The following is a 23,438-nucleotide window of genomic DNA, read 5'->3' as shown; positions in this document are numbered from 1 at the left end:
AGGTCCCCACGAAAACGGCGAGTCCGTTTCTAGGGGCGGCGGGCGGGGGAGGCTAGGCCGTGCGGGAAAAGTGGGTGCTTGGGGCAAAGATCCTCCCCCTCCGGGGGCGGTGGCCCGAAGGGCCGGAGGGGGGCGTTTTCAGCTTCCGCTTTTGAGGAAGGCTCGCGGCCACGTCCCCCAACCGATCGCTTCGTTCTTTGATCTCTACCCCAGCGCCAGATCGTCCAGCTCCTTGCCCAGCACCAGCGCCAGGGCCTCGACCACCAGCACGTGGTCCTGGCGTTGCGGCAGGCCCGAGACGGTGACCGCGCCGATGCAACCCAGGCCCTTCACCAGCAGCGGAAAGCCGCCGCCGTGGGCGGCGTAGTCCCGCGTCGGCAGGCCGTGCTTGGCCTCGAGCGTCTCGCCCTTGGCCGCCAGGGCCAGGCCGATCCCGTACGAACTCTTGGAGAAATGCAGCACGGTGTTGCGCTTGCGGCGGATCCAGTCGGCGTTCTCGCCGGTCGAGCCGGGCAGGGCGGCGTGGAACAGCGGCCGGTCGCGCAGCGAGATGTCGATGGCCAGCGGCGCCTTGCGGGCCAGGGCCGCGTCGCGCAGGCCCGCGCCCAGGGCCCAGGCGGCGTCGAGGTCGAAGCGCGGGAAGACCAGGCTGGCCTCCTGGGCGGCGATGCGGTCCAGGTCGTCCTTGCAGCTCATCGGGCGGCCTCGACCGAAAGCTCGCGGCGTTCGGCGGCAGAGCGGGCGGCCAGGTTCAGAAGCTCCATCACCTGCAGGGCCTCGCGGGCCGGCACGGGATTGGCCGCTCCGGTCAGGATCGCGTCGCGGATCCCGGCGTAGTAGGCGGCATAGTCGCCGCGCTGGCCCTGAACGACTTGGCTGGCCAGGGCGTCGCCGTCGGCGCGGGTCAGGGTCCCGGGGCGCGGATCCTGGCCGAAGCCCTCGTCGGCGGGCGTGAGACCGCGCTTGAGCGCGTCCTCCTGGGCGTCGAGGCCCTGCTTGACGAAGCTGCCCTTCGTGCCGTGCACGGCCAGGCGCAGGTCGGCCGCGGCGGTCAGCAGGCTGCCGTGCAGGATCACCCGCAGCGCCGCATAGCGCAGGGTCACGTGGAAATAGTCGTCGGCCCCCGCGCCCTGGCGCTGGACGCCGATATCGGCATTGACCGCCAGGGGCGGGCCGAACAGTTGCAACGCCTGGTCCAGCAGGTGCGGGCCAAGGTCGAACCAGGCGCCTGCGCCCGGACCCGCCCGCTCGCGCCAGCGGTCGCGGACCACGGGGCGGAAGCGATCGAAGTGGCTTTCGTACTGCGTCACCTCGCCCAGCGCGCCTTCCGCGATCAGGCCTTTCAGCGTCAGGAAGTCGGCGTCCCAGCGGCGGTTGTGGAACACCGACAACAGGCGATCGTGGGTCTCGGCCGAGGCGATCAGGGCGCGGGCCTCGTCGAGGGTGACGGTGAACGGCTTGTCGATCACCACGTGCTTGCCGGCGGAGAGGGCCGCCTGGCCCTGCGGGGCGTGCAGGTCGTTGGGCGTGGCGATCACCACCAGGTCGATGGCCGGGTCGGCCAACGCCTCGTCGAGGCCGGCGACGACCTTGGTCTCCGGGTGGTCGGCGAGCACCTTGGCCGGGTCGCTCGACACCACGGTGTGCAGGACGAGGCCCGGCGTCGTGGTGATCAGCGGGGCGTGAAAGGTCTTGCCGACATAGCCGTAGCCGACGAGGGCGACGTTGAGCGGGGCGGTCGTGGTGGGAGACAACGTTGTCATGCATCCAATCTAAGCCGTGATCGCGGCGAGGTCACGGCGCCGGCGGGCGAAATGCACAACGAAAAAGCCCCCGGCGCGGCTGCGTCCGGGGGCTCGATTTCAGCGGAGGGGCGAAGATCAGATCTTCACCGGCTCCATCTTGGGGGTCAGCAGGTGCACCACCAGCAGGGCGATCAGGTAGGCCGTGCCAGCGACCACGAAGATCGGGGTGTAGGTGCCGATGTCCTCCAGAACCTTGCCGATGTACTTGGAGAACACCATGCCGCCCAGGGCGCCCAGCATGCCGCCGATGCCGACCACCGAGCCGACGGCGGCGCGCGGGAAGACGTCTGAGGGCAGGGTGTAGAGGTTGGCCGAAAAGCCCTGGTGGGCCGCGGTCGCCACGCCGATGATCAGCACGGCCAGCCAGACGTTGCTGGCGAACGAGGCGAACATCACCGGCACGGCCAGCAGGGCGCAGACCAGCATGGTCGTCTTGCGGGCGGCGTTGATGCTCCAGCCACGCTTCATCAGGTTCGACGACAGCCAGCCGCCGCCGACGCTGCCGACGTCGCTCAGCAGGTAGATGGCGATCAGCGGCGGACCGAAGGTCTTCAGATCCAGGCCATAGCGCTTGCCCAGGAAGTCGGGCAGCCAGAACAGGAACATCCACCAGATCGGGTCGATCAGGAACTTGCCCAGCGAGTAGGCCCAGGTTTCGCGCTTGGTCAGCAGCTTGGCCCAGCCGATCTTCTCGACGGGGTCGGCCGGATCCTGCTCGATGTGGGCCAGTTCGGCCGCGCCCAGCTTCTTGTGTTCGCGCGGACGGCGGTAGACCAGCAGCCAGATCGGCAGCCAGATCAGGCCCGCTACGCCGGTGACGATGAAGGCCATCTGCCAGCCGAAGGCCAGGGTGATGCCTGGCACGACCAGCGGGGTGACGATGGCGCCGATGTTGGTGCCGGCGTTGAAGATGCCGGTGGCGAAGGCGCGTTCCTTCTTGGGGAACCACTCGGCCACGGCCTTGATGCCGCCCGGGAAGCCGCCGGCCTCGCCGACGCCCAGGCCCATGCGGGCGAAGATGAAGCCCGACAGGCCGCGCGCGCCAGCGTGGGCGATGTGGGCGATCTGCCAAATGGCGAACGCGATGCCGAAGCCCCAGCGGGCCCCGATCTTGTCCATGATCTTGCCCCACGCCAGGTAGGCGATGGCGTAGGAGAGCTGGAAGTAGAAGACGAGGTCGGCATAGTCGCCCTCGCTCCAGCCGAACTCCTTGGAGAGGTTCGGCTTGAGCAGGCCGATGGTCTGCCGGTCCACATAGTTGATGACCATCGCCGCGAACAGCAGGCTGACGATCACCCAGCGATAGCGCCCGATCTTTTCAGACGGCGCAGGGGCCGCGGATACGTCCATGGACTTCGTCTTCCTTACCCTAGTCTTTGTTCTGGTTTGTTGTTTTGCGGCGGCCCGCCGTCAGGCGGGAACCGCCCTGCAGCGGACCTCGCCCAGCGGGCCGAAGCTTATGGTCGACTCGTCGCCGGCCGCTACGTCGTGGATGCCGGTGCTGGCGCCGGTGGTGACCAGCATGCCCTTCTTCAGCGGCCGGCCGCGCGAGGCGACGTGGCCGAGCAGGAAGGCCAGGGCCGCCAGCGGCGAGCCGGGGATCGAGGTCGCGCCGCCCTTGCCGACGCTCAACCCGTTGACGAAGGTCTCGGCCGGCATGGCTTCCCAGCCGATCTCGCGCCAGTTCTCGATGACCGGACCCAGGATCTGGCCGTCGTTGTTGCCGAAGTCGGAGACGACGATGGGCGGGCCCAGCTCGTTGATGGTCTTCAGCGGGCTGCCGGCGATCTCGACGCCGAGGATCAGCTCGCCGACATAGTCGGCGGCTTCTTCCGCCGTCCACTCGGTCTTGCCCTCGGGGGCGTCCTTGGACAGGCGGATGATGAACTCGGCCTCGACGGCGCAGAAACCGCCAGGAATGGCGCGGAACGGGGTCGGCTCGGCGCCGGCGTCCCAGACGTTCTTTTTGAAGATGCAGCCGGCCAGGCGGTCGACGCCCAGGCGCTCGCGGTGCTGCGGGGGAACCAGGCCCACCTTCCAGCCGACAAGTTCGTCGGGCCACAGGTCGATGGCGATGTCCTGCACCGCATAGCCGTCGGCCATCGACTGGGGCAGGGCGCCGCCGGGATAGCCGGGAACCGAAACGCCCTTCTGGCGGGCTTCAACGAATTGGGGGGCGATCGACGCCGGTGCGAATAGGTCGCTTTGCGCCTCAGAAACGGTCACGCCGCGTAGCCTCCCTCGAATTACTCATGGCTGGCCCGTTCGTCGGACCTGCGCTGTCTCTAATGGAAACCGGTGTCATTGACAATTGGTCCACTGAAACACGTCACAGCGCGGAGGGGAACCGTTCATGCGCTCGGAGACTCTTGTTTTCAGACAGGGATCGGGAAAATGGCGCAGTCGCAACTCACCGAATACCGCCGCAAGCGCGACTTCAAGAAGACCGCCGAACCCAGCGGCGAGCGCGCCGTGGCGGCCGCGCCGCACCTGCGATTCGTCATCCAGAAGCACGACGCCACGCGCCTGCACTACGACTTCCGGCTGGAGGTCGACGGGGTCCTGAAGTCCTGGGCTGTGACCAAGGGTCCGTCGCTGGATCCGGCCGACAAGCGGCTGTCGGTCGAGGTCGAGGACCATCCGCTCGACTACGGCGACTTCGAGGGCACGATCCCCAAGGGCCAGTACGGCGGCGGCACGGTGCAGCTGTGGGATCGCGGCTACTGGGCGCCCGAGCCCGGCTTCGAGGACGTCGGCAAGGCCCTGAAGAAGGGCGAGCTGAAATTCGTGCTGGAGGGCGAGCGCCTGCACGGCGGCTGGGTGCTGGTGCGCATGAAGCACGACCGCAACGCCAAGGACGGAAAAGGCAGGCGCAGCAACTGGCTGCTGATCAAGCACCAGGACGGGGCGGCCAAGCCGGGAAAGGGAGACGCCGTCCTGGAGGAAGACCGCTCGATCGCCTCGAGCCGCAGCATGGCGGATATCGCGGCGGGCAAGGGCAGATCACCCAAGCCGTTCATCCTGAAATCCAAGGGCAAGGCCGACGCGGTGTGGAAATCGCGCACCAAGGCCGAGCGTGACGCGCTAGCCAAGGAAGCCGAGGAAAACCGCAGCTTCGCGCCGGCCAAGAAGGCCGGGGCGACCAAGGCCGACGCCATGCCACGCTTCATCGAGCCTCAGCTGTGCAAGTCGGTGGATCGCCCCCCGGCCGGCGCCGGCTGGGCGCACGAGATCAAGTTCGACGGCTATCGCCTGCAATTGTGCGTCGAGGATGGCCGCGCCGTGCTGAGAACCCGCAAGGGCCTCGACTGGACCGAGCGGTTCGCAGGGGTCGCCGAGGCGGCCGCGGACCTGCCCGACGCGATCATCGACGGCGAGGCGGTGGTGTTGGACGAGGCCGGCCAGCCCGACTTCGCGGCCCTGCAGGCGGCCCTGGCCGAAGGCGGGGAGGGCGAGATCATCTTCTTCGCCTTCGACCTGCTGTTCGAAGGGGCCGAGGACCTGCGGAGCCTGCCGCTGCGCGAGCGCAAGGCTCGGCTGAAGGCGCTGCTCGGCGAGGACGAACCCCGCCTGCGTTATGTCGACCATTTCGAGACGGCGGGCGACGCGGTGCTGCTGTCGGCCTGCAAGCTGGAGCTGGAGGGCATCATCTCCAAGCGGCTCGACGCCCCTTATCGTTCGGGGCGCAGCGAGACCTGGACCAAGGCCAAGTGCCGGGCTGGCCACGAGGTGGTGATCGGCGGCTGGACCACGACGGGAACGGCTTTCCGCTCGCTGATCGCCGGGGTGATGCGCGACGGCAGGCTGGTCCATGTGGGCCGCATCGGCACGGGTTTCGGCAAGGACAAGGTGGCCAAGCTGCTGCCGAAGCTGAAGGCGCTGGAGACAGACCGCTCGCCGTTCGAAGGGCAGGGCGCGCCGAGGAAGGCGGCCAACATCCATTGGGTGAAACCGCAGTTGGTCGCCGAGGTCGAGTACGCCGGCTTCACCGGCGAGGGCGCGATCCGCCAGGCCGCTTTCAAGGGGCTGCGCGAGGACAAGCCCGCTTCCGAGGTCGAGGCCGACGCCGTGCCCGCCGCACAGGCGGAACTGGCCGAGCCGACGCCCAAGGCCGTGAAGGCGACGGCCTCGAAGGCCGAAAGCGTCGTGCTGGGCGTGCCGATCTCCAAGCCCGACAAGCCGCTGTGGCCAGACGCCGGCGACGGCGAGCCCGGGACGAAGCTGGATCTGGCCCGCTACTACGCCGTCGTCGGCGAGTGGATGCTGCCGCACATCAAGGGACGTCCGGCCTCGGTGATCCGCGTGCCCGACGGCATCGATGGCGAGACCTTCTTCCAGCGCCACGCGATGCGCGGGATGTCGTCGCTGATCGAGACGGTGACGGTGGATGGAGACCGCCAGCCCTATATCAGGCTCGACCGCGTCGAGGCCCTGGTCGCCGCCGCCCAGATCGCGGCTGTCGAGATCCACCCCTGGAACTGCCAGCCGGGCGATCCGGAAGTCGCCGGCCGTCTGGTCTTCGACCTCGACCCGGCGCCGGAGCTGACCTTCGAGGACGTCATCGCCGCCGCCCGCGAGATGCGCGACCGGCTGGAGGAGCTTGGGCTGGTCAGCTTCTGCAAGACCACCGGCGGCAAGGGGCTGCACGTGGTCACGCCGCTTTCGGACAAGGTTCCCTGGGACCAGGCCAAGGCCTTCGCCCGCGAGGTCTGCGCCCGCATGGCCGCCGATGAGCCCGACCGCTACCTGATCACCATGAGCAAGAAGGCGCGGGCCGGAAAGATCTTCCTCGACTACCTGCGCAACGACCGCACCAGCACGGCGGTGGCCCCGCTGTCGGCGCGGGCGCGGCCGGGGGCCACGGTGTCGATGCCGCTGAACTGGACGCAGGTGAAGGCGGGCCTGGATCCGACGCGGTTCACGATCCGCACAGCGCCGGATTTGATCGCCAAGAGCACGGCCTGGGCCGACTACGCGGAGGCGGGGAGGCCCCTGAAGGCGGCGATCAGGCGGCTGGGGTAGCTTGGCTCCTTACTTGCCGCCCACCCAAACATCGTCATCCCTGGCGAAGGCGCGAAGCGCCGCAGACCAGGGACCCATGGGACCGGGCGCGACGTTTGGATCCGCAAGCAGTAGCCGGCGCCTTGCGGCCGCTCCTGGGTCCAGGCTCTTCGCTTCGCTGCGGCCGGGATGACGAAAAGGGTGGGGCGGTAAAGGGTTGCCCCGCGCCCCCGCATCGTGACACCACCATCGGGTGACGATCGCGGCGACCAGGGACGAAGGACGGTTCACCGCCCTGGACGGGCTGCGCGGCGTCGCGGCCCTTGGGGTGCTGCTCTACCACATCGCCGACTGGTCGGGGCGGCGCGGGCATTTCGCGCACGGCTACCTGGCGGTCGATTTCTTCTTCTGCCTCAGCGGCTTCGTGCTGGCCCACGCCTTCGAGCAGCGCCGGATGGGGTTCGGCAAGTACCTGGTCGCCCGCTGGGTGCGGGTGTGGCCGATGCTGGCCATCGCCACGGTCGCTGGCGCGCTGCTGACCGGCAAGGGCGACGCCGAGACCTGGATCGATTTCGCCAAGGGCCTGCTGCTGATCCCCAAGTTCGCGCCGATGGAGGCGGGGACGTTCCCGTCGCTGTTTCCCTTCAATCCGCTGGCCTGGTCGCTGTGCCTGGAGGTGCTGGTCAGCCTGGCCTGGTATCCGTTCCGCCGCGCGCCCGACATGGCGGTGATCATGTTCATCCTGATGTCGGGCGCGGCCCTGCTGTTCGTGGCCATCGGCATGGGCGGGTTGCAGACCGGCTGGGACCAGGCGACCTTCGGTCTGGGCGTGCTGCGCGCGGCCTTTCCCTTCGCCATCGGCTGGATGTGCTGGCGCCATCGCGCCGCCTTCACCGCCCGCAAGACCTGGCTGCCGGCGGCGCTGCTGCTGGTCGTGCTGGTCCTGCCGGTGTGGCCCAGCCCGGTGGCCAACGGCCTCTACGACTTCGCCTGTTCGACCTTGCTCTTCCCGGTCTTGGTGCTGCTGGGCGCCTATGATCCGGGCGGTCGGCTGGCCAAGCTGTGCGAGCGGCTGGGCGGGGTGTCCTATCCGCTCTACGCCCTGCACTGGGCGTTCTGGTACGTGATGATCTCGATCTATCCCGACGGCTGGAAGCGCGACCTGCCGCTGTGGTTCTGCGTCCTGGCCTTCTTCGTGCTGCCGACGGCCTCCTGGACCGCCTGGCGCTGGGTGGAGACGCCGCTGCGCGATCGTCTCAAGCGACTGACCGGAACCTGAGACGAGAAAATCGTCGCCCGCTGGTGTGCATCCGGCGAGGATGTGCGTCATGCACTCCGGGAAAGCTATCGAGACGGACCGTGCGGGCCAAGAGTGAACAGGACCTGGGGAGCTTGGATCGGCGCTATCGGCCCGCGCTGATGGCGTTCTTCATGCGCCGCGCGGCCAGCCACAGCGACGCCGAGGACATGACCCAGGAGTTGTTCGCCAAGCTGGCCCTGTCCGACGGCGAGCGCACGATGGACAACGCCGACGCCTACATCTTCCAGATGGCCGCCAACCTGCTGCGCGACCGGGCGAGACGCGAGCGCGTCCGATCGAGCTACAGCGCCGAGATCCGCGCCGAGCCACTGGACCTGGAGCCTCTCGATCCGGCCCGTGTGCTGATCGGGCGCGAGCGGCTGGGCGAGGTGTCAGACGCATTGCGCGAACTGCCCGAGCGCACCCGCGCCATCTTCCTGCTGTTCCGGCTGGAGGGCATGAAGCAGGCCGAGCTGGCGCAGCTTTACGGCATGACCACCAGTGGCGTGCAGAAGCATATTCTCAAGGCCATGGGCCACCTGACCAAGCGTACGAGGGCCGGGGAATGAGCGGGCCCGACATGAACCACACGCCCGCCGAGGAGGCCCTGGACGCAGCCGCTGCCTGGTGCGTGCGCCTGGCCGAGGGGGAGCTGTCGCCGGCGGAGCACGACGACCTGCAAGCCTGGTTCGCCGCCGATCCGCAGCATCGCGCCTTGCTGGACGACGCGGTCAGCGCCTGGCGCGCGGTGGACGAGCAGGCCATGAGCCCCGGCATGGTCGCCCTGCGCGGCGAGGCGCTGGAAGACCTGCGCCGGGCCCAGCAGGCGCGGTGGTCGCGCAGGCCTGGACGTCGCGCGGTGATCGGCGGCGCCGTCGCCGCCTGCCTTGCGGCGGCCCTGGCCGGTGGCGGCCTTGCCTGGCGCGCCAGCCTGCCGGACGTCTATCGCACCACCGAGGGCGAGCGCCGCATCGTCGAACTGCCTGACGGCTCGCGCGCCTCTCTGGATGCGGCCACCGTGCTGCGCGTGCGCTACGACGGCGGGCGTCGCCGGCTGTGGCTGGACGAGGGGCGCGCCAAGTTCTCGGTGGCCAAGGATCCGCTGCGGCCGTTCTCGGTGGCCGCCGACGGCAAGCTGGTGGTCGCCACGGGCACGACGTTCAGCGTCGAGCGCCTGCCGGGCCAGATGCGCGTGGTGCTCTACGAGGGCCACGTGGCCGTGCTGGACGGAGAGGGCGGTCGCGGCCGTCCGCCGCCTTCGCTGAAGGTCGACGGCGCGCCGGCCGAACGCCTGCTGACGCCGGACCATGAACTGGTCGCCTCGACGACTTTCGGGACCACGGTTGTCTCGGCCACCGACCCGTCTCGCGCCGCCTCTTGGGAGAGCGGCCAGCTGGTGTTCCAGGACGAGCCCATGGACCTCGCCGTCGAGCGGGTGAACCGCTACGCGCGCGAGAAGCTGCGGATCGCCGATCCGGCCGTGGGCCGGCTGAAGATCAGCGGCGTCTTCACCTCGGGCGACACGCGCGCCTTCGTCGACGGCGTCACGGCCGTTCTGCCGGTGCGGGCCGAGCCGGCTTCGGGCGAAACGGTGCTGCGGATCGACCGGGGACAAAACGACCGGGGGCAAAAAAAGATCAGCGGCGCTGGTGAGTCTTCCGCGGACTGAGGCGTCTCACTGACCAAAGCGCCGCCAAAGAACAATGATCGGCGCGAGGGAGGGAAGTGATGCGCAAGAGCTTCGACCGCCGCCTCGTCTGGGGCTCCACCACCGCCGCCGCCGTCCTGGCGGCCCTGATCGCGCCGACCGCCGGCTACGCCCAGGCGCGCGCCACATACAGCTTCGACATTCCGGCCCAGGACCTGGGCGGCGCCCTGCGCGCCTTCGGTCGCGTGTCGGGCCAGCAGCTGGCCTTCGACGAGACCCAGCTGCGCGGCAAGCGCAGCACCGGCCTGAAGGGCAGCTATTCCGCCGATGAGGGCCTCAAGCGCCTGCTGGCCGGCTCCGACATGGCAGCCCAGCCCACCGCCAGCGGCGTCTACGCCATCCGCGGCCGCAGCCTGCTGGTCGCCGCCAGCGCCACGGCCCAGGCCTCGCCGGCCGTCGCCGCCGAGCCCCCGGTTCAGCCCGAGACGCCGTCCGAGGTCGAGGAAGTCATCGTCGTCGGCACCCCCGGCGGCGCGGGCATCGACAAGCTGTCGGCCAGCTTCGCGGTCAGCACCATCAACGCCGCCGACATCACCAAGGCCTCGCCCAAGTCGAGCGCCGAACTGCTGGCCCTGGTGCCCGGCGTCTGGGTCGAGACCTCGGGCGGCGTGGCCGGCGCCAACGTCTTCGTGCGCGGCTTCCCGGCCACCGGCGACGCCGAGTTCCTGACCATCCAGCTGCAGGGCGCGCCGATCTATCCGCCGTCCACCCTGTCGTTCCTCGAGAACTCGTCGATCTTCCGCGTCGACGAAACGATCTCGCGGATGGAGGCGCTGCGCGGCGGCCCCAACCCGATCTTTTCCAACGGCCAGCCGGGCCTGACGACCAACTTCATGCTCAAGGAGGGCGGCGAGGAGACCAAGGGCCTGGTGAAGGCCTCGACCTCCGACTACGGCCTGCGTCGCGTCGATGGCGTGGTCAGCGGCAAGCTGGCCGACGACCTGTTCTTCATGGTCGGCGGCTACGTCACCCGCTCGCCGGGCGTGCGCGACACCCAGTTCGACAGCGAGAAGGGCCAGCAGTTCACGGTGAACCTCACCAAGAAGCTGGAGAACGGCAAGATCAACCTCTACGCCCGCGCCACCGACGACCACGGCGCCTGGTACCTGCCGTTCGCCATCAACGTGCCTGGCGTCGACAAGGGGACCTACACCCAGCTGGGCGAGCTTTCGCGCCACCAGACCCTGCAGGTGCACGCCAATGGCGCGACCCGCAGCTTCGACCTGGCCGACGGCCGCGGCTGGAAGGGCTATGTCGCGGGCGGCAGCTTCGAGCACGACTTCGGCGACGGCTGGACGGTGCGCGACCGCTTCAGCTTCACCAAGGGCGACGCCAACACCTACGGCCTGGTGCCAGACGGCGGGGCGGTGACGGCCTCGTCGGTGGCGACCGTCATCGGCGGACCGGTGGTGACGCGCGGCGGGACCACGCTGGGCGCCAACGACTACGTGCAGGCCTGGGGCGCCTGGATCGTCGAGAAGGAGATCGAGGCGCTGACCAACGACTTCAGCGTTTCCAAGGCCTTCGGGACCCACGAGGTCTCGGCCGGCTACTACGCCTCCAGCTTCTCGTCGGACGACTTCTGGACCATCGGCAACTTCCGGCCGATGCAGGTGAAGGCCAACGGCGACTACCTGGCCGCCAATGTCAGCTGCGCCAACCTGGCGACGGCCGGCAGCGGTACGGGCTGCTGGAACTACGGCCTGGTCTCGGCCGGCGACGGGCGGGTGGATGCGCTCTACCTGGCCGACGCCTGGCAGGCCACCGAAGCCCTGCGCATCGACCTCGGCCTGCGTCGCGAGCGCTTCAAGACCGACTACGTGGTCGACGACGGCAACGGCTATCCGGATGGCCTGGCCATCCGCACCACCGACTACAGCCAGAGCAAGACCTCCTACACGGTCGGCGCCAACTATGACCTCAACGACGTGTCGGGCGTCTTCGTGCGCTATTCGCGGGGCTACAAGTTCCCCAGCTTCGACAACTTCCGCGAAAACCTGACCGACACCCTGAAGGTCGACCAGTACGAACTGGGCTACAAGCTGCGCAGCGGGCCGTTCGAGCTCTATGCCACCGGCTTCGCCAACGAGTTCAAGGGCGCCAAGTTCGCCGACGTCGGCGGCATCCAGGAAAGCAACACCAACAAGGCCCACGGCGTCGAGCTCGACGGCCGCTGGCGGTCGGACTTCGGCCTGTCGCTGGCGCTGAACGGCACCTTCCAGAAGACCGAGATCAAGCAGTCCTCGATCCCTGCCAACGCCGGCAACAGCGCTCAGCGCCAGCCCGACTGGCAGGTCCGTTTCACGCCCAGCTGGGACGTGACCTTGGGCGCGGTGGACGCCACCTTCTACGGCACGCTCAGCGCGGTCGACGACCGCTATGGCGACAACGCCAACACCCAGGTGCTGAAGGGCTACGAGAAGCTGGATCTCGGCGCGATCTTCCGCGTCGCCCAGTTCGACGTGCAGATCGCCGCCGACAATCTCACCGACAGCCACGGCCTGACCGAAGGCGACCCGCGCTCGACCAGCGGCGCCAACGCTCGTCCGATCCTTGGCCGCTCTGTGCGGCTGAGCGTCGGCTACAACTTCTGACGATCTCGCGGGTTCTGACCTGCAACAGACCCTGCGCGCGGGCCGGCCTTCCTCCCTGCTGGCCCGCGTCTTTTTTCGATGAGGCCCCGATGATCCGCGCCCGCCTGCTCGCCGTCGTTTCCGCAGCGGCCTGGACGGCCCTCACGTCGTTCGCCGTGGCCCAGACGCCGGCGGACACCTACCAGGAGCTGTTCCACCAGGTGCAGACCCGGCGGCTGTTTCCCGACGGCAAGACCTTCGTCGACGCCACGCCCCGGCGCGACCCGGCCGCTATCCTGAAGGCCTATCGCGCCCACGCCCGCTTCACCGACGCCGAGCTGAAGCGCTTCGTGCGCGCCAACTTCGTCGTGCCCGAGGCCGGGGCCGCGCCCGCGCCCAGCGCCGAGCGCACGACGCTGAAGGCTCACGTCGCGCAGCTTTGGCCGCACCTGACCCGGGATGCGGTGAAGCCGGTGGCCGGCGGTTCGGCCCTGGCGATGGACAAGCCCTTCGTCGTGCCCGGCGGGCGCTTTCGCGAGATCTACTACTGGGACAGCTACTTCACGATGCTGGGCCTGAAGCTCGACGGGCGTTCGGACCTGGTCGAGAACATGATCGACGACTTCGGCGGTCTGATCGACGCCTACGGCCACATCCCCAACGGCGCGCGCACCTACTATCTCAGCCGCTCGCAGCCGCCGTTCTTCTACGCCATGGTCGGCCTGTCGGAGGCGACCGATCCAGCGGTGGTCAAGGCCCGCGTCGACCTGATGAGGCGCGAGCACGCCTTCTGGATGGACGGCGAGAAAACGATCGCGGCGGGCAAGGCGCATCGCCGTGTCGTCGCCCTGCCGGGCGGGGCGGTGCTGAACCGCTACTACGACGACCGCGTCACGCCGCGTGACGAGTCCTACCGCGAGGACCTGGAGACCGCCCGCCAGGCGTCCCTGGCCACGGGGCGGCCGCCCGCCGAGGTGTTCCGCGACCTGCGGGCCGGGGCCGAGAGCGGCTGGGACTTCTCGTCGCGCTGGATGGCCGACGGCGAACACCTGAAGACCATTCGCACCACGGCGATCGTTCCGGTCGACCTCAACAGCCTGATGTACGGCCTGGAGGTCGCGATCTCGGCCGGCTGCGCCCGCATCGCCGATGCGGCCTGCGTCGCCGAGTTCGACGGCCGCGCCAAGGCCCGCAGGACGGCGATGGACGCGGTGCTTTGGGACGCCTCGCGCGGGGTCTATCTCGACTGGCTGTGGACCGGCGGCGAGCGGATCGACGCCTTGAGCGCCGCGACCCTCTATCCGCTGTTCGTCGGCGCGGCCTCTCCGGATCAGGCCAGGGCGGTGGCGGGCGCGACCCGCGCCCAGTTGCTGGCGTCGGGCGGCCTGCGCACCACCACCCGCCGCACGGGCCAGCAGTGGGATACGCCCAACGGCTGGGCGCCGCTGCAGTGGGTGGCCGTCGCTGGCCTGCGTCGCTACGGCGAGACCCAGCTGGCGGCCGATGTCTCCACGCGCTGGCTGGCCACGGTCGAGCGCGAGTACCGGGCCAGCGGCAAGATGCTGGAGAAGTACGATGTCGAGGAGGCCAAGGCCGGCGGAGGCGGGGAGTATCCGCTGCAGGACGGCTTCGGCTGGACCAACGGCGTGACCCGCGCCCTGCAGGAGAGCGGGAACTAGAGTTCCGGCTCGTCCCCGCCCAGGCGCTCGATCTCGGCGACCAGGCCGTCGATGTCGAGGATGGTCAGGGTGCGCCCCTGCTTGGCGATCAGGTTGCGGGTCTCCAGCCGGTTCAGCTCGCGGGTCACGGCTTCGCGCTGGGCGCCGGCCAGGACGGCGATCTCGGCGTGGGTGGGCGCGCGCACCAGCACCGCGCGATTGTCCTCGATGCCGACGTCGGTGGCCAGGCGCAGCAGCTCCATCTGCACGCGACAGGGGGCGGAGACGGCGTTCAGCTCGAACACCCGGCTGCTCAGCGCCCGCACCATGGCCGCCAGGTCCTCCATCACCGCGCGGGTGAAGTTGGGCGAGCCTGCCATCAGCTCGGCGACCAGCGGCTCGGGCAGGCGGCCGACCACCGCTTCGGTCAGCGCCGTGACGTTGGCCGAGCGCGGCAGGCGGTCGATGGCGGCGATCTCGCCGAAATAGGAGCCCGGCTGCAGCCGGCGGTAGCCGACCTCGCGCCCCGAGCGGGCGTACTGGTTCACCAGCAAGAGGCCCTGCACGACGACATAGATCGCGCCGCCCGGATCGTGCCGCTGCACGAGGCGCGCGCCGCGGCGCACGGACAGGATTTCGATGCGCGAGGTCAGGGCTTCGACCTCGGCGGTGGCCATGTGGCGCAGCAGCCGGCAGCCGGCCAGGGCCTGAAGACGGGAGGCCTGATCGCCAAAGCCCGTCGCATTCGAAGCGCCAGCGGTGGCGGCGCTCGCGGAAGAGTCCATAATCGCCGCTCCTGAGTTCGCGTACGGGGAGAGTCGAGGGGGCAATGGGGGACTTAAACTACAAGGCCTTCATCAGCTACAGCCATGGCGACGGCAAGCTCGTCGATTGGCTGCACAAGAGGCTGGAGGCCTATCGCCCGCCAAGGGGCGTGGGGCCGGCGGACGCGCGTCCGCTGCGCCCGATCTTCCGTGACCGCGCCGAGCTTTCGGCCGCGGCCGACCTGGGCGGAGCGATTCGCGAGGCCCTGGACCGATCCGAGCACCTGATCGTCGTCTGCTCCGAGGCCTCGCGGCGTTCGCGCTGGGTCGGCGAGGAGATCAGCCACTTCCTGTCGACGCACGGTCCACAACGGGTGATCTGCGTTCTGGTCGATGCGCCCGAGGGAGGCGGCGAGGTCATCGACTGCCTGCCGCCGGTGCTGCGCGAGGCCTTTCCGCCTGGCGGCGAACCGCTGGCCGCCGATCTGCGGCCTGGTGGAGACGGCCGGCGCCTGGCCTTCCTGAAGGTGGCCGCCACCCTGCTGGGCGTGCGGCTCGACAACCTGATCCAACGCGACGCCCGTCGGCGTTCGCGCTGGATGGCGGCGACCACGGCGGGCGCGCTCGGCGTCGCCGTCGTCACCGGAGCGCTGGCGGTGGTCGCCTTCGACGCCCGTCGAGAGGCCGAGGCCCAGCGCGCCGAGGCCGAGGACCTGGTGGCCTACATGCTGGGCGACCTGCGCAAGAAGCTCGAGCCGGTGGGGCGCTTGGACGTGCTCGACGGCGTCGGCGCGCGGGCCCTGGCGCACTACGCCCATGTCGACGCTCGCGACCTCGACGACGAAGACCTGTCGCAGCAGGCCAAGGCCCAGACCCTGCTCGGCGAGATCCGCGACAAGCGCGGCGACCTGAAGGGCGCCCGCCAGGCGTTCTCGCAGGCCGCCCTGACCTCCGAAGCGCTGTCGAATCGCAACCCGCAGGACGGGGCGCGCCTCTACGACCACGCTCAGAACGTCTTCTGGCTGGCCTATGTCGACTGGCGGCTGGCGCGGATCGCTGACGCCGAGGCCGGGTTCCGCCGCTATGGCGAACTGGCCGAGCGGCTGACGAAACTCGATCCGAGCAATGTCGAGTGGAGGATGGAAGTCGCCTACGCCCGCAACAACCTCGGAACCCTGCTGCTGGGCGAGGGGCGCAGCAAGGACGCGCTGGTCGTGTTCGACGACGCCCGCGTCCGCTTCGAGGCCGCCGCCAAGGCCTCGCCTGGCGCCGTCCAGCCGATGAAGGACCTCGCCGACGTCCATGCCTGGCTGTCGGACGCCCATTATCGGTTGGGGCAGGTGGACAAGGCCTACGAGCAGCGCGCGATCGCCCAGTCCATCGTCGCGGGCCTTCTGAAGAAGGATCCCGAGAACCGGCCGATGACCGCCAAGCTCTATGCCGGCCAACTGGCCCTGGCGCGTCGGGCCCTGGACATGGGGCGCGTCGACGAGGCGCGCCGGCTGGTCGACGGAGCGCGGCGCGGTTTCCGTGACCTGACCGCCCTGGACCCGGAGAACGCCACCTGGCTGGACTATGCCGCCAATGTGGAGCTGGACGCCTTCGACGTCGCCTTCGTCGCCGGCGACCTGGCGACCGCGCGCGCGGCCCATGCCGAGGCGGAGCGCCGAATCGAGCGGCTGCGGGCGCTCAATCCCGAGGTCTATGTCTGGATGGCGCGGCTCAGCGGAAAGCTGCGGGTGCAGGCGATCCGGCTGGCCGAGATCGACGGCAAGCCTGAGGCCGCCAAGGCCGCGGCGCGCGAGATCGAGCAGTCGCTCGCCAGGCGAACCGGCAAGAAGGGCGACGCCGAAATCGAGGACTGGCTGCTCAGCCTGGCCTACCTGAAACAGGGCAGGGCGGATCAGGTCATCGGCTTCCTGGGCCCGCGTCGCGACAGCCTCTCGCCCGAGAAACTCGACGTCCTCGCCCGGGCCCTGCATAGCCTGGGACGAATTTCCGAGGCGTCGGCCATAGTGAACAAACTTCGTTTACACGGTTATGCGAGACCCGACTTCGTTGCGTTCTCACGCGATTCATCTCTAGGTTAACTCGCCTACAGGGGGAATTTTCTATGCTCAGCCACAACGGCGCCAATCCCGAGCCGGATCTGGTCATCGACATCATCGTTGGCTTCGATGGCAACCTCAGCTTCATGGACCTGTTCCCGAGCCCGCCCGAGCCGCTCGACCTGGACCTGAAGCAGCGCTGCGTCCTGCAGTTCCGCCTCAGCGACGACCTGCTCTCCAAGGGCTGGGGCTTCCAGCCGACCCCGATCTCGTTCGAGAACGACTGGGGCCAGAACTTCTCCAGCTACTACTGGACCAACTACATCCCGCCGGGCGCGGAAGAGCCGGTTCCGTACTCGCAGTTCAAGGTGATCTACGAGTGCAAGCGCATGGGCATCTTCGTCTACAGCCTGTTCATGCACGACGGCCTGGGTCAGCCGATCGACCTGGACCCGCTGATCGAAAACGGTGTCGGCGCCTAAGCTGAGCGCCGAAGCGTCCTTCGACGAGCTCGCCGCGCTGCTTCGGCGCGGCGAGCACCTTTCCGCCTACGATCTGGCGCGCCGGGCGCTCGACGAGGATAAAAGCTCGCTCCCGCTGGCCCATGCGGCCGTGCTTTCGCTGGCCCGCGCCGGCGCCACCGACTTCGCCCGCGCCGAGTTCGTGCGCCTGGGCCTCTCCACCTCCGACGATCCCGAAGCCCTGTCGCTGGGGGCTCGCCTGCTGAAGGACGTGGCCCTGGCGGCCGATGGTCCGCGCCGGCGGGCCTTCTCCCGCGCCTCCGCGCGCGCCTATGTCGCCGCCGCGCTCAATGGCGGTGGCCGTTATGGCCTGGTCAACGCCGCCACCATGAGCCTGCTGGCCGGTGATGTCGGGCGGACCGCCGAACTGGCGGCCGCCGCCCTCGACGCCGCCGGCGTGGCCGCGAACGGCGAGGCTGGTTACTTCGACCGCGCCAGTCGAGCCGAGGCGCTGTTTCTCCTGGGGCGACGGGCCGAGGCCGCCGGGATGCTGGAGGCCGCCGTCGCCGGCGCGCCGGGCAGCCTGTCGGCCCATGCCTCGACCCTGCGCCAGCTGTCGATGATCGCCGCCGAGATCGGCGCGCCGGCCGCCTGGCTGGAAATCCTTCGTCCGCCCGCGACGGCCCACTTCACGGGCCACATGTTCGTCGCGCGCGAGGCCGGCGATGACGTCGCGCTCAAGGCCAGGATGGCCGATCTCGTGAGGGCGCAGAAGATTGGTTTCGGCTATGGCGGCCTGGCCGCAGGCGCCGACATCCTGTGGGCCGAGACCCTGCTGGCGGCGGGGGCGGAGCTGCATGTCGTCACGCCGCTGGCTCTGGCCTCCTATGCCGAGACTTCGGTGCGGCCGTTCGGCGAGCATTGGGTCGGGCGGTTCGAGGCCTGCCTGGCGAGGGCCGCCTCGGTGCGGTTCGCCGCCCGCGACCCCTATGCCGGCGACGACGAGGTCTTCGCCTACGCCAGCCGTTTCGCGATCGGCTGTGCGATCCTGCGGGCCGAGGGCCTGTCGACCCGGGCGGTGCAGGTCGCCGTTTGGGACGGACGGGCGGCCGCGGGTCCGGCCGGCGCCGGCGCCGACGTCGCCTACTGGCGCGAGACCGGACGGCCTCAGTCGATCCTGCCCTTCGAGCGCCCCGCGCCCGATGCGCCTGCCGCCGTCGCGGCGACCGAGGCGGGCGAGCGCGGCGTCAAGGCGATGCTGTTCATCGACGTCCGCGGCTTCGGAGCCCTGCACGACGCCCAGGTGCCGGCCTTCTTCGAGGTCGTCATGGCGGGCATGGCGGAGGCCATAGCCGGTCTCGCCGCGCCGCCCGAGCATGTGGAGACCTGGGGCGACGGCGTGTTCCTCGTGTTCGACCAACCGTCGGACGCCGCCGAAGCCGCGCTCGTCCTGCTGGAGGCCCATCGCCGCCTGAACTTGCGGGCGCGCGGCCTGCCGCGTCACCTGGCATTGCGGATCGGGGGGCACTACGGGCCGGTGCACCTGCGGGTGAACCCGATCACCGGAGCCCAGGCGGTGGTCGGCGCCCACGTGGTCGTCGCCGCCCGCATCGAGCCCGACGTGGCCCCGGGCGCGGCCTATGTCAGCGAGGCCATGGCCGGCATACTGGCCACGCGCCATGCCGACCAGTACCGCTGTGGCTACGTTGGTCGAACGACGCCTCGCAAGAGCTTCCCGCCGGTTTCGATCTTCAATCTTTCGCGCCGCTGAAGCTCACCGGACCCCCTGTGAAAAATTGCACAGCGGGGCTGTAGGGCTTGGGACATTCTGTCGCAGATCAAGGACGGCCGGGCCGAAAAGCCTCCAGAGCGGACGTCCAACGATCAGGGACCCGGAGCCGTCGCGCCATGATGGCTCCGGGTTTCCCAGGCCATTGGCGCGCGAGGAAGTCTTGGGGGGCTCTTCGCATGCGGGGCGGGGGCCGCTCGTGACGCTCGCGAGCGGCCCATCGCCGACCCCAGAGTGGAGTAGCGGCGTTGCGAAGCATCGAGGACCGACGGCTTGAGCCGCGGGGCTGGCGATGAACGGGCTTCTGCTCTTCGCCGGCGACGCCAGCGGCCGTTCCGCGCAATCCGGAAATCTGTTCGATCTCGGCCTGGCCGATTGGCGCGACGTCGCCGCGCTCGGCCGTGTCGCAGCCGAAACCCGCGCCACGTTGCGCGCTTCACGCCAGCGTCGCGACATCGTCGACTTTCTGGGGGAAGTGGTCGGCTCGGCCCTGGAACCGCGACGCGGCGGTCGCGCCGTCGAGGCGGGCGAACTGTGCGCCGAGGCCCAACGCCTGCTTTCCGTCTGGACCGACCTGGACGCGGTGCTGGAAGGGCAGGGTCTGGATCTCCAGCTTGGCATGGCCGCCTTCGCCCGCGATCTGGTGTCTTATGGCCGTGACGTCGCGCCGTCCCTTTATCGGCAGGTGCTGACCGGCGATCGGGGCGCTGCGCTGGAGGCGCTGCGCCTGCAGATCCGCATGCGCGCCGACCGCGCCACCGCCCTGGCCGCGGCGATGCGCGGTTTCGCTACTCGCGCCGGCGCCTTCGCCGCGGCCTTCGCCGCCTTCGAGCGCGACCCGGCGGTGCGGATCTCGCTGCGCGAGGCGCCGGAGCTGTGCCTGTCCTACGACGATGACGGCGTGGCGCACCTGGAGCCGGTCAAGGGCGGCGCCGCTCGCCAGTTCTGGCGCCTTCAGCTCGACCAGGCCGCCGACGCCCATCGCCTTCGATCGGCCGCCGATCCGTCGCTGCGCCTGCACATCACCGCCGACGACAAGCTTTGGACGCTGGCCAACGCCTCGACGCCGTTCGGTTTCCCGCTGATCAGCGAGGGGCCGCCGCCTCGGGTGGGCGGGCAGGAAGACCTGCCGACCGGCGCCGATCTCTTCCGGGCGCCGCCTCGCCAGGGCGCGACGCTGGAGAACATCGCCTTTCCGGGGCACGCGCTCGACGTCGCCGAGGTGCAGGCCGGCGCGCCGCTGCGCCTGTGGGAGAAGACGGGCCTGCCGGCGCAGCAATGGACGTTCAGTCCCCCGCCGCGCAGCCGCCGTGAGATCGCCCTGCACGACATCGTCGCCCCGGCGGCTGGATTGGCCGCGACCGTGGCCGGCGTGCGGGGCCTGCGCGGCGACTGGAACGCGGTGATCGACGACTTGGAGGCGGGGCTCGCCGCGCCCGAGGCCGCGACGCCGGATCTGGACGCCGTCCTTCTCGGCTGGAGCCGGATGGCCGACGCCGCCGAGGCGGCCCTGGCCGAGTTCGAGGCCGAGGCGCGGGCTTTCGACACGGCCGGCTCATGATCCATCTTTCCGCCCAGCCGCAGCCTGATCGCCTTAGGACCGAGCCACGTCCGATCGAAAGCCGGCGCCCGTCGCTGGATCGTTGCAGGCAGGCCGGCGAGCTGGTCGCCCGCGCCTTGGCCCGCGAGATCCGCTGAGGCCCGTTCCAGCAAAAAGAGGCTTGCCTGCGCTGGCCCGGGGCGAAACCGTCGCCCGCCGCGACTTGAGCGGGAATCGGAGGGGCAGATGAGGAAATCGGACTTCGGCGGCGCGTCGCTGCGCGCCCTGGCGGTGGCGAGCGCGTTGACCGCCATGGCGCTGTCCGTCGCTCCGGCGATCGCCGCCACGGCTCCGGCCGCCGCCGCCGCGCCCGCAACCACGGCCAGCCTGCTGCCGGTCAAGACCGACGCGGCCAAGGGCGCGGTGCTGGTCACGCTGCCGGCGCCGGACGCCGACGGGATCTCGGGTCGCTTCCTCTATCAGCCTAGCCTCAGCGGCGGTCTCGGCGCCACGCCCGTCGGGCTCGACCGCGCCGCCACGGGCGACACCCAGGTGCTGGTCTTCCGCCGTGTCGGCAAGCGCGTGCTGGCCGAGTTCGAGAACTTCGGCTTCCGCGCCATCGGCGGCACTGCCGAGGAGCAGCGCACGGTGCGCGACAGCTTCCCCGGCTCGGTGGTCTGGTCAGGCGAGGTGGCGAGCGAGGCGCCCGACGGCGGCTTCAGCGTCGATCTGGCCGGCTTCCTGCTGCGCGACGCCTTCAACATCACAGGCTCGCTGAAGGACGCCAAGCAGGGCGGCTTCAAGGCCGCGCCGACGCTCAGCTATGTCGATCTTAGCCATGTCGGCGTGTTCCCCGACAATCTCGAGTTCGAGACCCGCCAGACCTTCACGGCCGACGATCCGGGCGGCGAGGTCTCGGGCATCGTTCCCGACGCCCGGGCCGTGACCTTCGGCGTCCATCACAGCTTCATCCGCCTGCCGGGGCCGGGCTTCACGCCACGCGCCTTCGATCCACGCACTGGCACTTCGGCCCAGGTCCTGTTCGCCGACTACGCCGTCGGTCTCGACCAGCCGACCGTGCAGCGCCTGGTGCGCCGCTTCCGCCTGGAGAAGACCGACCCGACGGCCGCGAAATCGCCGGTCAAGAAGCCGATCGTCTTCTATGTCGACCGTGGCGCGCCCGAGCCGGTGCGAAGCGCACTCGTCGAGGGCGGGCGCTGGTGGAACCAGGCCTTCGAGGCCGCCGGCTACATCGACGCCTTCCGCGTGGAGTCGCTGCCCGAGGGCGTCGATCCGATGGACGCCCGCTACAACGTCGTGAACTGGATTCACCGCCAGACGCGCGGCTGGTCCACCGGCACGACGGTCGTCGATCCGCGCACCGGCGAGATCGTGCGCGGCGTGGTCCAACTGGGCTCGCTGCGCATCCGCCAGGACCGGATGATCTTCGAAGGGCTGCTGGGCGCGGACAGGACGGGCAAGGGCGGTCCGGATGATCCGATCCAGATCGCGCTGAACCGTATCCGCCAGCTTTCCGCCCACGAGATCGGCCACGCCATCGGCCTGTCGCACAATTTCGCTGGCAGCGTTTACGGCCGCGCCTCGGTGATGGACTACCCCGCGCCGCTGGTGAAGGTAGACGGCGACCGCCTCGACCTTTCGGACGCCTACGCCAAGGGCGTGGGGGCGTGGGACGCCTTCGCCATCGACTGGCTCTACTCCGAGGGCGCGCCGGGAAGCGACGAGGCCGCGCGCCTCGACAAGCTGGCCCGCGACGCCCAGGCCAAGGGCTATCGCTACGTCTCCGACGCCGACGCCCGGGGCGCGGCCTCGGCTCAGCCGTACGGGGCGCTGTGGGACAACGGCGCCGATCCGGTGGTCGAGCTCGACAACGTCATGGCCGTGCGTCGTATCGCCCTGTCGCGTTTCGGCCTGAACAGCGTGCCGGCCGGCTCGCCCGCCGCCGATCTGCGTCGGGCGCTCGTGCCGATCTACCTCTTCCATCGCTACCAGGTCGAAGCGGCGGTGAAGTTCGTCGGCGGGGTCGACTACGGCTATGCGGTGGTCGGCGATGGTCGCGAGGCCGCGCCCGCCACGCCGGCCCCTGACCAGCGCCGCGCCCTGGCCGCCCTGGTCCGCACGCTGGATCCGGCGGCGCTGGACCTGCCCGATCCGCTGCTGTCTCTGCTGTCGTCGGGCATGTCCGGCTCGCGCGACAAGGCCTACGCCATCGAGATCTTCCCGACCTCGGGCGCGTCGGTGTTCGACCTGCCGACGGCCGCCGAGACCGCCGCCGACCTGCCGCTGTCGCTGCTGCTGACCCCGGCGCGCCTGAACCGCCTGGTCGAACAGAAGCGCCGCGACGCGGGCCAGTTGGACGTCACCGAGACGGTCGACGCCCTTCTGGCCGCCGTGGCGCCCGGCGGTCCGCAGGCCGAGGGGCGCACCGGCGAGCTGCGCCGCCGGGTGCGTGCGCGCCTGGTCGGCGATCTCGTCGCCGTGCTCGACGACAAGACCCTGTCGCCCACCGCCGCCGCCCAGGTCGACGCGGCCCTGCTGCGCTACGCCAAGACCCTGGCCGGCTGGAAGGGGCAGGGGGCGGAGGCCGACCAGGCCGCCCGCATCTCGCGCCTGCTGACCTCCGGCGATCGCAAGGCCCTGGCCGCTCCGCGTAGCGGCGCGGTGGAAACCTTGCCGCCCGGCATGCCGATCGGCGGGGAGGACTGCTGGTTTTGCGCGCCTGGTTCGTCATGAGGAACGGGCGCGTCTGAAAGCGCCCGTTTCGAACGAG

At 70.0% G+C, this 23,438-nt stretch carries 17 protein-coding genes; 12 read left to right on the top strand and 5 right to left on the bottom strand.

Annotated elements, in window-relative coordinates; genetic code table 11:
- Positions 1-204: 204 nt before the first annotated feature.
- From V6S85_RS13155 to V6S85_RS13140, 4 genes are all read right to left on the bottom strand, one after another.
- Complete coding sequence (locus V6S85_RS13155; protein ID WP_116564141.1) at positions 205-696, bottom strand: heme-degrading domain-containing protein; 492 nt, start codon at positions 694-696, stop codon at positions 205-207.
- Positions 693-1,763, bottom strand: coding sequence for an oxidoreductase (locus V6S85_RS13150; protein ID WP_334349158.1), 1,071 nt, complete (start codon positions 1,761-1,763; stop codon positions 693-695). Before V6S85_RS13150 ends, V6S85_RS13155 begins: the two co-directional genes overlap by 4 nt.
- Positions 1,764-1,880: 117 nt before the next feature.
- Positions 1,881-3,155, bottom strand: a complete 1,275-nt coding sequence (locus tag V6S85_RS13145) for an MFS transporter (protein WP_116564144.1) — start codon at positions 3,153-3,155, stop codon at positions 1,881-1,883.
- 60 nt (positions 3,156-3,215) lie between these two features.
- The gene (locus tag V6S85_RS13140) at positions 3,216-4,031 is read right to left on the bottom strand and encodes a 2-keto-4-pentenoate hydratase (protein ID WP_116564146.1); all 816 of its coding nucleotides are present in this window, start codon (positions 4,029-4,031) and stop codon (positions 3,216-3,218) included.
- A gap of 168 nt (positions 4,032-4,199) precedes the next feature.
- Between V6S85_RS13140 and ligD the strand changes: the two genes are divergently transcribed.
- The 6 genes from ligD to treF all read left to right on the top strand — a co-directional run bounded on the left by ligD (position 4,200) and on the right by treF (position 14,066).
- Positions 4,200-6,827: a DNA ligase D gene (ligD, locus tag V6S85_RS13135; RefSeq protein ID WP_334349157.1), complete on the top strand. Its 2,628-nt coding sequence runs from the start codon at positions 4,200-4,202 to the stop codon at positions 6,825-6,827.
- 232 nt (positions 6,828-7,059) lie between these two features.
- A complete protein-coding gene (locus V6S85_RS13130; RefSeq protein WP_334349156.1) occupies positions 7,060-8,085 on the top strand; it encodes an acyltransferase family protein in 1,026 nt (341 codons plus the stop codon).
- A gap of 113 nt (positions 8,086-8,198) precedes the next feature.
- Entirely contained in the window at positions 8,199-8,675 is a 477-nt protein-coding gene (locus tag V6S85_RS13125; protein ID WP_334349155.1) for an RNA polymerase sigma factor, read from the top strand.
- Entirely contained in the window at positions 8,672-9,775 is a 1,104-nt protein-coding gene (locus V6S85_RS13120) for a FecR family protein (RefSeq protein ID WP_334349154.1), read from the top strand. Before V6S85_RS13125 ends, V6S85_RS13120 begins: the two co-directional genes overlap by 4 nt.
- Before the next feature lie 59 nt (positions 9,776-9,834).
- Complete coding sequence (locus V6S85_RS13115) at positions 9,835-12,408, top strand: TonB-dependent receptor (RefSeq protein WP_334349153.1); 2,574 nt, start codon at positions 9,835-9,837, stop codon at positions 12,406-12,408.
- An 89-nt stretch (positions 12,409-12,497) separates the two neighbouring features.
- On the top strand, positions 12,498-14,066 hold the full coding sequence (gene treF / locus V6S85_RS13110; RefSeq protein WP_334349151.1) for an alpha,alpha-trehalase TreF: 1,569 nt from the start codon (positions 12,498-12,500) through the stop codon (positions 14,064-14,066).
- Here the strand turns inward: treF and V6S85_RS13105 are convergent.
- Positions 14,063-14,830, bottom strand: a complete 768-nt coding sequence (locus V6S85_RS13105; protein WP_243410444.1) for a Crp/Fnr family transcriptional regulator — start codon at positions 14,828-14,830, stop codon at positions 14,063-14,065. The genes treF and V6S85_RS13105 overlap by 4 nt on opposite strands.
- Before the next feature lie 44 nt (positions 14,831-14,874).
- Between V6S85_RS13105 and V6S85_RS13100 the strand changes: the two genes are divergently transcribed.
- The 6 genes from V6S85_RS13100 to V6S85_RS13075 all read left to right on the top strand — a co-directional run bounded on the left by V6S85_RS13100 (position 14,875) and on the right by V6S85_RS13075 (position 23,401).
- Positions 14,875-16,899 carry a toll/interleukin-1 receptor domain-containing protein gene (locus V6S85_RS13100; RefSeq protein WP_116564158.1) on the top strand — a complete coding sequence of 675 codons (2,025 nt, stop codon included), beginning with the start codon at positions 14,875-14,877 and terminating at the stop codon, positions 16,897-16,899.
- 23 nt (positions 16,900-16,922) lie between these two features.
- Positions 16,923-17,339 (top strand): hypothetical protein, encoded by a 417-nt coding sequence (locus V6S85_RS13095; RefSeq protein WP_116564160.1) that lies wholly within the window; start codon positions 16,923-16,925, stop codon positions 17,337-17,339.
- Positions 17,326-19,089: an adenylate/guanylate cyclase domain-containing protein gene (locus tag V6S85_RS13090; protein WP_334349150.1), complete on the top strand. Its 1,764-nt coding sequence runs from the start codon at positions 17,326-17,328 to the stop codon at positions 19,087-19,089. The genes V6S85_RS13095 and V6S85_RS13090 overlap by 14 nt, the downstream gene beginning before the upstream one ends.
- Before the next feature lie 310 nt (positions 19,090-19,399).
- On the top strand, positions 19,400-20,668 hold the full coding sequence (locus tag V6S85_RS13085) for an RICIN domain-containing protein (protein ID WP_334349148.1): 1,269 nt from the start codon (positions 19,400-19,402) through the stop codon (positions 20,666-20,668).
- Entirely contained in the window at positions 20,665-20,805 is a 141-nt protein-coding gene (locus tag V6S85_RS13080; protein ID WP_334349147.1) for a hypothetical protein, read from the top strand. Before V6S85_RS13085 ends, V6S85_RS13080 begins: the two co-directional genes overlap by 4 nt.
- 88 nt (positions 20,806-20,893) lie before the next feature.
- Positions 20,894-23,401 (top strand): zinc-dependent metalloprotease, encoded by a 2,508-nt coding sequence (locus tag V6S85_RS13075; RefSeq protein ID WP_334349146.1) that lies wholly within the window; start codon positions 20,894-20,896, stop codon positions 23,399-23,401.
- Positions 23,402-23,438 lie beyond the last annotated feature (37 nt).

Source organism: Caulobacter sp. CCNWLW153, from assembly GCF_036889365.1.
GTDB lineage: Bacteria > Pseudomonadota > Alphaproteobacteria > Caulobacterales > Caulobacteraceae > Caulobacter > Caulobacter radicis.
The sequence above is the reverse complement of the archived record's forward strand: the minus strand, read 5'-3'. Positions and strand labels throughout refer to the sequence as shown.

Bases quoted from the DNA above. Each gene is read 5' to 3' on its own strand.
- V6S85_RS13155 (WP_116564141.1), bottom strand. From the start codon at position 696: ATGAGCTGCAAGGACGACCTGGACCGCATCGCCGCCCAGGAGGCCAGC.
- V6S85_RS13150 (WP_334349158.1), bottom strand. From the start codon at position 1,763: ATGACAACGTTGTCTCCCACCACGACCGCCCCGCTCAACGTCGCCCTC.
- V6S85_RS13145 (WP_116564144.1), bottom strand. From the start codon at position 3,155: ATGGACGTATCCGCGGCCCCTGCGCCGTCTGAAAAGATCGGGCGCTAT.
- ligD (WP_334349157.1), top strand. From the start codon at position 4,200: ATGGCGCAGTCGCAACTCACCGAATACCGCCGCAAGCGCGACTTCAAG.
- V6S85_RS13120 (WP_334349154.1), top strand. From the start codon at position 8,672: ATGAGCGGGCCCGACATGAACCACACGCCCGCCGAGGAGGCCCTGGAC.
- V6S85_RS13115 (WP_334349153.1), top strand. From the start codon at position 9,835: ATGCGCAAGAGCTTCGACCGCCGCCTCGTCTGGGGCTCCACCACCGCC.
- treF (WP_334349151.1), top strand. From the start codon at position 12,498: ATGATCCGCGCCCGCCTGCTCGCCGTCGTTTCCGCAGCGGCCTGGACG.
- V6S85_RS13105 (WP_243410444.1), bottom strand. From the start codon at position 14,830: ATGGACTCTTCCGCGAGCGCCGCCACCGCTGGCGCTTCGAATGCGACG.
- V6S85_RS13100 (WP_116564158.1), top strand. From the start codon at position 14,875: ATGGGGGACTTAAACTACAAGGCCTTCATCAGCTACAGCCATGGCGAC.
- V6S85_RS13095 (WP_116564160.1), top strand. From the start codon at position 16,923: ATGCTCAGCCACAACGGCGCCAATCCCGAGCCGGATCTGGTCATCGAC.
- V6S85_RS13085 (WP_334349148.1), top strand. From the start codon at position 19,400: ATGAACGGGCTTCTGCTCTTCGCCGGCGACGCCAGCGGCCGTTCCGCG.
- V6S85_RS13080 (WP_334349147.1), top strand. From the start codon at position 20,665: ATGATCCATCTTTCCGCCCAGCCGCAGCCTGATCGCCTTAGGACCGAG.
- V6S85_RS13075 (WP_334349146.1), top strand. From the start codon at position 20,894: ATGAGGAAATCGGACTTCGGCGGCGCGTCGCTGCGCGCCCTGGCGGTG.